This window comes from Pseudomonas sp. KH_050 (genome assembly GCF_057838875.1).
In genome coordinates this window covers 2,036,611-2,047,500 of record NZ_CM174478.1, presented here as the reverse complement: position 1 = coordinate 2,047,500, position 10,890 = coordinate 2,036,611, and the positions used below count along the sequence as shown (strand labels likewise).

The 10,890-nt window shown below is 60.4% G+C and carries 11 protein-coding genes and 1 rRNA gene (1 of these 12 only partly in view); 9 read left to right on the top strand and 3 right to left on the bottom strand.

Translation table 11 applies throughout. The features are described from left to right. A 16S ribosomal RNA gene (locus AC3IUA_RS09450) occupies nt 1-632 on the bottom strand; it reaches 907 nt to the left of the window's first position. 619 nt (nt 633-1,251) lie between these two features. Further along, nucleotides 1,252-1,962: an alpha/beta hydrolase gene (locus tag AC3IUA_RS09445; RefSeq protein ID WP_489360286.1), complete on the bottom strand. Its 711-nt coding sequence runs from the start codon at nt 1,960-1,962 to the stop codon at nt 1,252-1,254. 603 nt (nt 1,963-2,565) lie between these two features. On the opposite strand from AC3IUA_RS09445, the gene AC3IUA_RS09440 reads away from it, so the two are divergent. From AC3IUA_RS09440 to AC3IUA_RS09405, 8 genes are all read left to right on the top strand, one after another. Next, nucleotides 2,566-3,156 (top strand): amino acid synthesis family protein, encoded by a 591-nt coding sequence (locus AC3IUA_RS09440; protein ID WP_489360284.1) that lies wholly within the window; start codon nt 2,566-2,568, stop codon nt 3,154-3,156. A 25-nt stretch (nt 3,157-3,181) separates the two neighbouring features. Beyond that, complete coding sequence (locus AC3IUA_RS09435; protein ID WP_489360282.1) at nt 3,182-4,015, top strand: alpha/beta fold hydrolase; 834 nt, start codon at nt 3,182-3,184, stop codon at nt 4,013-4,015. Further along, nucleotides 4,012-5,493: an aldehyde dehydrogenase gene (locus AC3IUA_RS09430; RefSeq protein WP_489360280.1), complete on the top strand. Its 1,482-nt coding sequence runs from the start codon at nt 4,012-4,014 to the stop codon at nt 5,491-5,493. Before AC3IUA_RS09435 ends, AC3IUA_RS09430 begins: the two co-directional genes overlap by 4 nt. A 12-nt stretch (nt 5,494-5,505) precedes the next feature. After that, nucleotides 5,506-5,991 carry a flavin reductase family protein gene (locus AC3IUA_RS09425; RefSeq protein ID WP_489360278.1) on the top strand — a complete coding sequence of 162 codons (486 nt, stop codon included), beginning with the start codon at nt 5,506-5,508 and terminating at the stop codon, nt 5,989-5,991. Nucleotides 5,992-6,057: 66 nt separating this feature from the next. Further along, a complete protein-coding gene (locus AC3IUA_RS09420; RefSeq protein WP_489360276.1) occupies nt 6,058-7,509 on the top strand; it encodes an NAD-dependent succinate-semialdehyde dehydrogenase in 1,452 nt (483 codons plus the stop codon). A 20-nt stretch (nt 7,510-7,529) separates the two neighbouring features. Further along, on the top strand, nt 7,530-7,919 hold the full coding sequence (locus tag AC3IUA_RS09415) for a carboxymuconolactone decarboxylase family protein (RefSeq protein WP_489360274.1): 390 nt from the start codon (nt 7,530-7,532) through the stop codon (nt 7,917-7,919). Nucleotides 7,920-8,009: 90 nt separating this feature from the next. Beyond that, on the top strand, nt 8,010-8,762 hold the full coding sequence (locus tag AC3IUA_RS09410; RefSeq protein WP_489360272.1) for a GntR family transcriptional regulator: 753 nt from the start codon (nt 8,010-8,012) through the stop codon (nt 8,760-8,762). Nucleotides 8,763-8,764: 2 nt separating this feature from the next. Beyond that, nucleotides 8,765-9,328, top strand: a complete 564-nt coding sequence (locus AC3IUA_RS09405) for an NUDIX hydrolase (protein WP_489360270.1) — start codon at nt 8,765-8,767, stop codon at nt 9,326-9,328. Between the two features lie 3 nt (nt 9,329-9,331). Here the strand turns inward: AC3IUA_RS09405 and AC3IUA_RS09400 are convergent, their stop codons facing one another. Further along, entirely contained in the window at nt 9,332-9,625 is a 294-nt protein-coding gene (locus AC3IUA_RS09400) for a DUF1330 domain-containing protein (protein ID WP_489360268.1), read from the bottom strand. An 86-nt stretch (nt 9,626-9,711) separates the two neighbouring features. Here AC3IUA_RS09400 and ribBA point away from each other — a divergent pair, with 86 nt between their 5' ends. Continuing rightward, nucleotides 9,712-10,821, top strand: coding sequence for a bifunctional 3,4-dihydroxy-2-butanone-4-phosphate synthase/GTP cyclohydrolase II (gene ribBA / locus AC3IUA_RS09395; protein ID WP_489360266.1), 1,110 nt, complete (start codon nt 9,712-9,714; stop codon nt 10,819-10,821). The last annotated feature ends 69 nt before the right edge of the window (nt 10,822-10,890 follow it).

Here is a 10,890-nt window from a genome sequence, read left to right as displayed (position 1 = left end):
ATGCAGTTCCCAGGTTGAGCCCGGGGATTTCACATCCAACTTAACAAACCACCTACGCGCGCTTTACGCCCAGTAATTCCGATTAACGCTTGCACCCTCTGTATTACCGCGGCTGCTGGCACAGAGTTAGCCGGTGCTTATTCTGTCGGTAACGTCAAGACAATCACGTATTAGGTAACTGCCCTTCCTCCCAACTTAAAGTGCTTTACAATCCGAAGACCTTCTTCACACACGCGGCATGGCTGGATCAGGCTTTCGCCCATTGTCCAATATTCCCCACTGCTGCCTCCCGTAGGAGTCTGGACCGTGTCTCAGTTCCAGTGTGACTGATCATCCTCTCAGACCAGTTACGGATCGTCGCCTTGGTGAGCCATTACCTCACCAACTAGCTAATCCGACCTAGGCTCATCTGATAGCGCAAGGCCCGAAGGTCCCCTGCTTTCTCCCGTAGGACGTATGCGGTATTAGCGTCCGTTTCCGAACGTTATCCCCCACTACCAGGCAGATTCCTAGGCATTACTCACCCGTCCGCCGCTCGCCACCAGGTACAAGTACCCGTGCTGCCGCTCGACTTGCATGTGTTAGGCCTGCCGCCAGCGTTCAATCTGAGCCATGATCAAACTCTTCAGTTCAAACATCTTTGGGTTTTTAAGAAACCCTAAACTTGGCTCAGCAATCGTTGGTTACATCTTTGATTTCTCGCGGAGTAACTTGTGATGCTGATAATCTTGTTGACTATCAGTCTGACTCCACAAGCACCCACACGAATTGCTTGATTCAGTTGTTAAAGAGCGGTTGGTTAAGATCTTTCGTCTCAACCGAGGCGCGCATTCTACGCTTTCCTCTGCTGCTGTCAAGCGGTTATTTTCAGAAGTTTTCAAAGTTTCCTTTTTAACTTCAACCACTTGGCGCTTCCGATCACTCGTTGGCGGGAGGCGAATTCTACAGCGTTACTCGCTGCTGTCAACACCTGTTTTACACCGCTTTCGACCGAGTGGATCGAACCGTTACCAGGGCCAAACAAACCGACTCTAGCAACTCCTTCTGGGCTTCGATGAACTGAAGCAACTCGCTGCCGAAAACCGCGTAACTCTTTGTTTACCAAGGAGTTTTCCGTTTCGACTGCGCCGGAAGTGGGGCGAATTATAGACTTCCAGGATCTGCCGTCAACCCTTAATTAAGGCTTTCTATCGATAAGCCTGAAAAAGCCTGAAAAGCGCCGGTTTTTGCCCCTTCTATATAGAAGAGCACTCAGCTTGGAGCAATGAACGACTCCAGCTCCGTGGCAGCCTCGTCTATAAGTGCTGCCACTTCCAGCGGCTTAGAGGCCAGGGATGCGTGGCTTGCCTTCAAGGTAATGACCTTTCTGGCGTTAAGCCGCCCCGCCATCCGCTGCTGGTTCTCGGGTGCGATCATCCGGTCTTCACTGGAGATCTGATACCACGATGGTTTGTTCTTCCAGGCGGGATGCGTGATCGTATCGCCAAAGGTGCCGGCCAGAGGCGCTTTCTGAGTGATGCCCATCACCAACCCCTCCTGCGCGGGCAGGTCCTGGCAGAAGCTTTCATGGTATAGCCCTGGCTTGACCCATAAATAGCCATCGCTATCGGGAGCAAGGTTTGACGCCGCAAGGGGCAAGTGTTCCTGAGTGATTCCGCCGGGGCTCTCACCCGCCTCCGGGGCAAATGCGGCGATATACACCAGCCCCACCACATTCGGTTGATCGCCAGCCTCGGTGATGACCGCACCACCATAGGAATGGCCCACCAACAAGACCGGCCCCGGCTCCTGGGCAATCATCTTGCGAGTGCGCTCGGCATCTTCTGCAAGGGAAGTCAGCGGCAGTTCCACCGCGCGGATGTTCGAGTATCCCATGCGGAGCAGCTCGACAATGACCTTGTTCCAGTGGGCCGCACCGCCCCAAAAACCATGTACCAATACAATCGCGGGTTGTTCGCTCATCAGATGACTCCCGGTTGCAGAACCATGATTGCTGGCGCCCTCCCTGAAAGCGAGCTGTTGTTGCCTGGAGAATTCGCCAACACCCAGCCTGGATTTAGCATGGCTTTATAGAGACGTCCACCCATTGCCGAAACCGGCGACCGACGACCGACGACAGCGGCGTCCCAGGCCGCTGTTTCACCAGGCCTTGATGCTCGCAGCCCATACCCGGCACTGGCCCGAAGGGCACGACGAAGCCTCAAGGCCGGCCGCTCGATGTAGTAATACGACACGCCGCTCAAAACAAATGAGAGCACCAGGACTGCCGGCCGCATATAGCCTAACTGCGACCGCTTCGCGCTCGATCGCAGGCTTCGCCAGCTGCTGCGAGGAAGGTGGAACCCAACTCCTTACTCCTTTACCAAGCCACCTCTCTATCTCAACAGCCTCGCACCAACTCTTCCACCCCCCGGAATCGCACTTGCCGCATTCTCCCACTCCCCTTCCCCGACCGACCTTCCGTCGCTTGCCCTTTCGATGATCTTGCAGCGAATGCTTGCATACACAATATTATGGTATACCATCATACGACAAACACGTTCCCTCTCTCATACGGAGTCGCTCATGAGTTTCGAAATTCGCAAGATCGTCAGCTACGTGGAAGAAACCTTTATCGAAGGCGGCAAGGCCACTGACACGCCGGTGACCATGGTTGGCCTGGCCGTTGTCATCAAGAACCCATGGGTGGGTCGTGGTTTTGTCGAGGACCTGAAGCCGGAAATTCGCGCCAACTGCTCCGATCTGGGGGCTTTGATGGTCGAGCGCCTGGTGGCGACGATTGGCGGTGCGGACAAGATCGAGGCCTATGGCAAGGCGGCCGTGGTCGGTGCCGACGGCGAGATCGAACACGCCTCCGCGGTGATCCACACCCTGCGTTTCGGCAATCACTACCGCGAAGCGGTGCAAGCCAAGAGCTATCTGAGCTTCACCAACAAGCGCGGTGGCCCAGGCACCTCGATCCAGATTCCGATGATGCACAAGGACGACGAAGGTCTGCGTTCCCACTACATCACGCTGGAAATGCAGATCGAAGACGCGCCGCGCTCGGACGAGATTGTTGTCGTTCTCGGTTGCGCCAACGGCGGTCGCCTGCACCCACGCATCGGTAACCGCTATATCGATCTGGAAGAACTGGCCGCTGAGAAAGCCCAGTAACTCATAAGATTTGCAGGAGCGATCCATGATTCGGCTCAGCGCTGAACTCACCCCGGCCGGGACCAGTTATCTGGCGACCGGCCAAGGCCAACCCGTGGTATTGATCCACGGGGTGGGCCTGAATAAAGAAATGTGGGGCGGCCAGATCGTTGGTCTCGCACCCCACTACCGGGTCATTGCCTACGACATGCTCGGGCATGGCGCCAGCCCGCGCCCGGCTGCGGGTACCGGGCTGCTCGGTTATGCCGATCAGCTACTGGAATTGCTCGAACATCTACAGCTGCCACAAGCCACGGTGATCGGCTTTTCCATGGGTGGGCTGGTAGCGCGGGCCTTTGCCCTGCACTACCCGCAGCATCTGCTCGGGCTGGTGGTGCTCAACAGCGTGTTCAACCGCAGCGCCGAACAGCGCGCGGGGGTCATCGAGAGGACCAGCCAGGCCGCCGAACATGGCCCGGATGCGAATGCCGAGGCGGCGCTGTCACGCTGGTTCAGCCGCGAGTATCAGGCGGCCAATCCGGCACAGATCGCGGCGATTCGCCAGACCCTGGCCGGCAATGACCCGCAAGGTTATCTGACCACCTACGAGCTGTTCGCCACTCAGGACATGTACCGCGCCGAGGACCTGGGCAGCATCCAGGTGCCGACCCTGATCGCCACCGGCGAGCTGGACCCCGGCTCCACGCCGCAGATGGCCCGACAATTGGCCGAACGGATTCCCGGCGCGCAAGTTGCCGTGCTCCACGAGCAACGGCATATGATGCCGGTAGAGTCGCCGCGCCTGGTCAATCAGGTGCTGCTGGACTTTCTCAACACGGCGCAAACCCGACAAAATCAAATAAAGGGGATCGTTGCATGACACTCGCACGCTTCCAGATGTGCATCGACGGGCAATGGGTCGATGCCCTGTCCGGTAAGACCTTCGAAAGCCTCAACCCGGCACTGGCCCAGGCCTGGGCCGAACTGCCGGATGCCGATGAAGCCGATGTCGAGCGCGCCGTCCAGGCCGCGCAAAAGGCTTTCGACAGCCCGGCCTGGCGCGGCTTGACCGCCACTGCCCGCGGCAAATTGCTGCGCCGTCTCGGTGATCTGATCGCCGAGAACAAAGAGCAACTGGCGCAACTGGAAAGCCGCGACAACGGCAAGCTGATCCGCGAGACCCGCGGTCAGGTCAACTACTTGCCGGAATTCTTCCACTACACCGCAGGCCTGGCCGACAAGCTCGAAGGCGGTACTTTGCCACTGGACAAGCCCGACCTGTTTGCCTACACGGTGCATGAACCGATGGGCGTGGTCGCGGCTATCATTCCCTGGAACAGCCCGCTGTACCTGACCGCGATCAAACTGGCACCGGCCCTCGCGGCGGGCAATACCATCGTGATCAAACCGTCCGAACACGCCTCGGCCACCATTCTCGAGCTGGCCCGCCTGGCCCTCGAAGCCGGTATTCCGCCGGGCGTGGTCAACGTTGTCACCGGCTACGGACCGAGCACCGGCGCCGCCCTGACCCGCCACCCGCTGATACGCAAGATCGCCTTCACCGGCGGCGCGGCCACGGCTCGCCATGTGGTGCGCAGCAGTGCCGAGAACTTTGCCAAATTGTCCCTGGAACTGGGTGGCAAATCCCCGAACATCATCTTCGCCGACGCCGACCTCGACAGCGCAATCAACGGTGCCATCGCCGGCATCTATGCCGCCTCCGGGCAGAGCTGCGTGTCCGGTTCACGGCTGTTGGTGCAGGACGAGATCTACGATGAATTCGTCGAACGCCTGGTGGAACGGGCCAAGCGCATTCGCATCGGCAGCCCCCAGGACGACAGCAGCGAAATGGGCCCTATGGCCACCGCCCAGCAACTGGCCGTGGTCGAAGGTCTGGTGGCCGACGCCATCGCCGAAGGCGCCCATTTACGCCTGGGCGGCAAGCGCCCGCCAATGGACAACGACGGCTGGTTCTACGAGCCGACCCTGTTCGAATGCGATCGCAATTCGATGAAGATCATGCAGGAAGAAGTCTTCGGGCCGGTCGCTTCGGTGATCCGTTTCAAGGACGAAGCCGAGGCGCTGGCCATCGCCAACGACTCGCAGTTCGGCCTCGCGGCAGGCATCTGGACCCGTGATCTGGGCCGCGCCCACCGCCTGGCGCGGGATGTGCGTTCCGGGATCATCTGGGTCAACACCTACCGTGCGGTCTCGGCCATGGCGCCGATCGGCGGCTTCAAGAACAGCGGCTACGGTCGCGAGAGCGGCATCGATTCGGTGCTGGCCTATACCGAGCTTAAAACGGTATGGATCAACCTCTCGTCGGCACCGATGCCCGACCCCTTTGTCATGCGTTGAGGATGGCCCGAAATGATCGAACCAGGCATTTATAAAGAGGTGATGGCCTCCTTCCCCTCCGGGGTCACGGTGGTCACCACCCTCGACCCCGAGGGCGGCATCGTCGGTATCACCGCCAGCGCCTTCAGTGCGCTGTCGATCGACCCGGCGCTGGTGCTGTTCTGCCCCAACTACGCCTCCGACACCTACCCGGTCCTGCGCGACAGCAAACGCTTTGCTATCCATCTGCTCTCGGCGGACCAGCAGGCATTGGCCTACGCCTTCGCCAGTAAAGGCAAGGACAAGACCAAAGGCATCGAATGGCACCTCAGCGACTTGGGTAACCCGCTGCTCAACGAGGCCACGGCAATCATCGAGTGCGAACTGTGGCGCGAATACGATGGCGGCGACCACGCGATCATCGTCGGCGCGGTGAAAAACCTGATCCTGCCCGAGCAGCCGGTCACGCCGATGATCTATCACCGCGGCAAGCTGGGCCCGCTGCCCACTCTCGCCTGAACACTTTTCTTCAGGGCCGCGCGCCACCACCCAAGGTGCGGCCCGCTTTTATTTCCGGGAGCCGGCATGACCCCAGCAGCCTCGCAACTGTTCCGCCAGCAGGCCTATATCAATGGCCAATGGTGCGACGCCCAGGACGGCAGCCGCCAAGCCATTTTCAACCCGGCCAGCGGTGAAGTGATCGGCCATGTGCCGAACCTCGGTGCCGCGCAGGCACGCGCAGCCATCGCCGCCGCCAATGCCGCATGGCCGGCCTGGCGGGCGAAAACCGCCAAGGAGCGCAGCAGCCTGCTCAAGGGCTGGCACGCCTTGATGCTGGAAAACACCGATGCCCTGGCCGAGATTCTGACCCTGGAACAAGGCAAGCCGCTGGCCGAAGCCAAGGGTGAAATCCTCTACGCCGCGAGCTTCATCGAGTGGTTCGCCGAAGAAGCCAAGCGCATCTACGGCGACACCATTGCGAGCCACAAGGCTGATGCGCGAATTGTCGTCAGCAAGGAGCCGATCGGCGTCGTCGCGGCCATTACACCGTGGAATTTCCCGACGGCGATGATCACCCGCAAGGCCGGTCCGGCATTGGCCGCCGGTTGCCCGTGCATCGTCAAGCCAGCACCGGAAACGCCGTTCTCGGCACTGGCCATGGCCGCGCTGGCGGAACAGGCGGGTATTCCTGCGGGGATATTCAATGTGATTACCGGCGATGCCGTGGCGATTGGCGCCGAGCTGACCGCCAGTCCCGAAGTGCGCAAGCTGTCCTTCACCGGCTCCACGGCCATTGGCAAACTGCTGATGGCGCAATGCGCCTCGACGCTGAAGAAAGTCTCGCTGGAGTTGGGCGGCAATGCGCCGTTCATTGTCTTCGACGATGCCGACATTGAACGCGCGGTCGAAGGGGCGTTGATCGCCAAGTTCCGCAACGCCGGCCAGACCTGCGTCTGCGTCAATCGCTTCCTGGTGCAGGACGGTATCCATGACGCGTTCGTCGCCCGCCTCGCCGAGCGTGTACGCGAACTGAAAGTCGGCGATGGTTTCGCGGCCGGTGTCAGCCAGGGCCCGCTGATCAACGAACGCGCGGTGGCCAAGGTCGAGGACCATGTGCAAGACGCCCTGGCCAAAGGCGCCCGGCTGCTTTGCGGCGGCGAACGGCATGCCCTGGGCCATGGGTTCTTCCAGCCCACAGTCATCGTCGATTTGACTGCGCAGATGAAAGTCGCCAGCGAAGAAACCTTCGGTCCGCTGGCCGCGGTGTTCCGGTTCAGCAGTGAAAGCGATGCGCTACGGATGGCCAACGACACCGAGTTCGGCCTCGCCGCCTATTGCTACACCCGTGACCTGGGGCGTGCCTGGCGCATGAGCGAGGGTCTGGAATACGGCATGGTCGGCATCAACGAAGGGCTGATTTCCACCGAAGTCGCACCCTTTGGCGGCATCAAGTCGTCGGGCCTCGGCCGCGAAGGTTCCAAGTACGGCATCGACGATTACCTTGAACTCAAATACACCCTGATGGGCGGCCTTTGATCCGACAGGAGCACTCCGACATGAGCAACGAGAAATACCAGAAAGGCCTGGCGATCCGCACCCAGGTGCTGGGCCAGGACTATGTGAACAAATCGATCGAGAACGCCGACGACTTCACCCGACCGCTGCAGGAAATGGTCACCGAGTACTGCTGGGGCCACGTCTGGGGCCGTGAGGGCTTATCGCTTAAAGAACGCAGCATGATAAACTTGGCGATGATTTCGGCGCTCAACCGGCCACACGAACTCAAGCTGCACGTACGCGGCGCCTTGCGCAACGGACTGAGTCGTGAACAAATACGCGAAATCCTGCTTCAGGTAGGCATCTACTGCGGTGTTCCCGCCGCCGTAGACAGTTTCCGTCTCGCCCGAGAAGCATTCGCCGAAGCCGACGCCGAGGCATCCAGTTAATCACTGGCTGTTCAATCTGACCGGAGCACTGCCGATCGATGTGATCGAAGTGCTCTTTTTACATGGACAGCCACACTCAGAGCGGACCCGATGAAACGCCTGCCACTTGACGACAGCTTCAAGGTCAATCGCAACCCCGTTACCCTGCGCGAAATCGTGCTGGATAAACTGCGAAGCGCCATCATGAACTTCCAGCTGCTGCCGGGAGACCGTCTGGTCGAGCGGGATCTGTGCGAACGTCTGGGCGTCAGCCGCACCTCCGTGCGTGAAGCCCTGCGCCACCTGGAATCCGAAGGCCTGGTGGAGTTTGCCGATGCCAAGGGCCCGAGCGTCGCCATCATCACCCTGGAAGACGCCTGCGATATCTACGAGCTGCGCTGCGTGCTCGAAGGCCTGATCGTCCAGTTGTTCACGCTGCGGGCCAAGGCCAAGGATATTAAAGCCCTGGAAAAAGCCCTCGAGGAAAACCGCAAGGCCCTCAAGGACGGCGAATTGCAGCAAGTGCTCGACTCGGTGCAAGGCTTTTATGACGTGTTGCTGGAAGGGTCGGGCAACCACGTCGCGGCCACCCAGTTGCGCCAGTTACAGGCCCGCATCAGCTACCTGCGCGCCACCTCGGTGTCCCAGGAAAACCGCCGCGGTGCCAGCAACCAGGAAATGGAGCGCATGGTCGAGGCGATCAAGAGCGGCGATCCACTGGCGGCGCATCAGGCCTCGGTCGATCACGTCCGCGCCGCCGCGAAAGTCGCGCTGGACTACCTCAAGCTCAAGCAGAACGAGACTGAAAAAGTGCGCGACATCGTCTCGCCGATCGTTCTCAAAGAACCGCGCATAGGTCGCTGAGCATGCCCCTTCCGCGCTTCTGCCCGCAATGCGGCAGCAGTGACCTCGGTCACCAGCAACCGCAGGGCGATACCCATGAGCGCTTGATGTGCCGCGGCTGCGGTTACATCCACTACATCAATCCGAAGATCATTGCCGGCTGCATCATCGAGCAGGACGGCAAGTATCTGCTGTGCCAGCGGGCGATTCCGCCACGCCCCGGCACCTGGACCCTGCCCGCCGGCTTCATGGAAAGTGGCGAAACCACCGAGCAGGGCGCCCTGCGCGAAGTCTGGGAAGAAACCGGCGTGCGCGCGGAAATCCTCTCGCCCTACTCGATCTTCAGCGTGCCGCAGATCAGCGAGGTCTACATCATCTTCCGCGCCATCGCCGTGGAGAACACCGGCCAATACGGTCCGGAAACCCTCGACTGTCGGTTTTTCGCGCCCGAGGACATTCCCTGGGACAGCATCTACTACCCGGCCATCCGGCAGATCCTCGAACGTTATATCGAGGAACGCCAGGCGGGTGTCTACGGCATCTATATGGGCAACGATGACAGCGGCACAGTCCACTTCATCCGCTGACTTTCAGGCTTCATACCCTTCGACAATGATCACTTCAGCCTTGGCCGCGCCCTGGCGGTACTGACACGCCTGCTGGTATTGCGCCGAGCGGTAGCAGGCCAGCGCCTGCTCGTAGGATTGGAACTCGATCACCACGCTGCGTTGCGGCGTCGCCCTGCCCTCCATGGCCTGGGAACGCCCGCCACGGGCCAGCAGCTTGCCGCCGTACAGCGCAAAGGCTGCGGGTGCGCGCTGGGTATATTGTACGTATTGCTCAGGGTCGGTGACATCGACGTGTGCGATCCAGTAAGCCTTCATTGCGACCTCGTCATTTCGGTTTATTTTGTATTATGGTATACCATAAACACAATCCGCCTACCATTCACGAAATAGAGAGCCCGAGCATGGCCTTCAACAGCATCGAAGAACTCATCGAAGATTACCGCCAAGGCAAGATGGTCCTGCTGGTCGACGATGAAGACCGGGAAAATGAAGGCGACCTGCTGCTCGCCGCCGACCGCTGCAACGCCCAGGCGATCAGCTTCATGGCCCGCGAAGCGCGGGGCCTGATCTGCCTCACGCTGACTGAAGAACATTGCCAGCGGCTGGGCCTGGAGCAGATGGTGCCGAGTAACGGCAGCGCGTTCAGCACTGCGTTTACCGTGTCCATCGAAGCGGCTACCGGGGTCACCACCGGCATCTCCGCCGCCGACCGCGCCCGCACGGTCGAGGCCGCCGTGGCGACGACTGCCACCGCACAAGACCTGGTGCAACCGGGGCATATCTTCCCGTTGCGCGCCAAGGAAGGCGGCGTACTGACCCGCGCCGGGCATACCGAAGCCGGTTGCGACCTGGCGCGCCTGGCCGGTTTTACCCCGGCTTCGGTGATTGTCGAGGTGATGAACGATGACGGCACCATGGCCCGGCGACCGGACCTGGAAGTCTTTGCCGCCCGCCACGGTATCAAGATCGGCACCATCGCCGACCTGATCCATTACCGGCTCAGCACCGAGCACACGGTGACGCGCATCGGCGAACGCGAACTGCCGACCGTTCACGGCAGCTTCCGGTTGATCACCTATGAGGACAAGATCGAAGGTGGCGTGCACATGGCCATGGTCATGGGCGATATCCGTCGCGAAGAACCGACCCTGGTTCGCGTGCATGTAATCGATCCGCTGCGCGATCTGGTCGGCGCCGAGTACACCGGGCCGTCGAACTGGACATTATGGGCAGCACTGCAAAAAGTCGCCGAAGAAGGCCGCGGCGTGGTGGTGGTGCTGGCCAATCACGAATCCTCCCAGGCGTTGCTTGAGCGAATCCCGCAATTGACCCAACCGCCGCGGCAATACACCCGCTCGCAATCGCATATCTATTCCGAAGTCGGCACCGGAGCGCAGATTCTGCAAGACCTTGGCGTCGGCAAATTGCGCCATCTCGGGCCGCCGCTCAAGTATGCCGGCTTGACCGGGTACGACCTGGAAGTGGTGGAAAGCATTGCGTTTACCGGTTGATACTGGCCTTTGATTGGGTGGAGGCAACGGGCTTGCGCCCGTCCCCCCTCCCACACCACCGAACGTGCG

Coding starts and splice junctions, on each gene's coding strand:
- AC3IUA_RS09445 (WP_489360286.1), bottom strand. CDS start 1,962: ATGAGCGAACAACCCGCGATTGTATTGGTACATGGTTTTTGGGGCGGT.
- AC3IUA_RS09440 (WP_489360284.1), top strand. CDS start 2,566: ATGAGTTTCGAAATTCGCAAGATCGTCAGCTACGTGGAAGAAACCTTT.
- AC3IUA_RS09435 (WP_489360282.1), top strand. CDS start 3,182: ATGATTCGGCTCAGCGCTGAACTCACCCCGGCCGGGACCAGTTATCTG.
- AC3IUA_RS09430 (WP_489360280.1), top strand. CDS start 4,012: ATGACACTCGCACGCTTCCAGATGTGCATCGACGGGCAATGGGTCGAT.
- AC3IUA_RS09425 (WP_489360278.1), top strand. CDS start 5,506: ATGATCGAACCAGGCATTTATAAAGAGGTGATGGCCTCCTTCCCCTCC.
- AC3IUA_RS09420 (WP_489360276.1), top strand. CDS start 6,058: ATGACCCCAGCAGCCTCGCAACTGTTCCGCCAGCAGGCCTATATCAAT.
- AC3IUA_RS09415 (WP_489360274.1), top strand. CDS start 7,530: ATGAGCAACGAGAAATACCAGAAAGGCCTGGCGATCCGCACCCAGGTG.
- AC3IUA_RS09410 (WP_489360272.1), top strand. CDS start 8,010: ATGAAACGCCTGCCACTTGACGACAGCTTCAAGGTCAATCGCAACCCC.
- AC3IUA_RS09405 (WP_489360270.1), top strand. CDS start 8,765: ATGCCCCTTCCGCGCTTCTGCCCGCAATGCGGCAGCAGTGACCTCGGT.
- AC3IUA_RS09400 (WP_489360268.1), bottom strand. CDS start 9,625: ATGAAGGCTTACTGGATCGCACACGTCGATGTCACCGACCCTGAGCAA.
- ribBA (WP_489360266.1), top strand. CDS start 9,712: ATGGCCTTCAACAGCATCGAAGAACTCATCGAAGATTACCGCCAAGGC.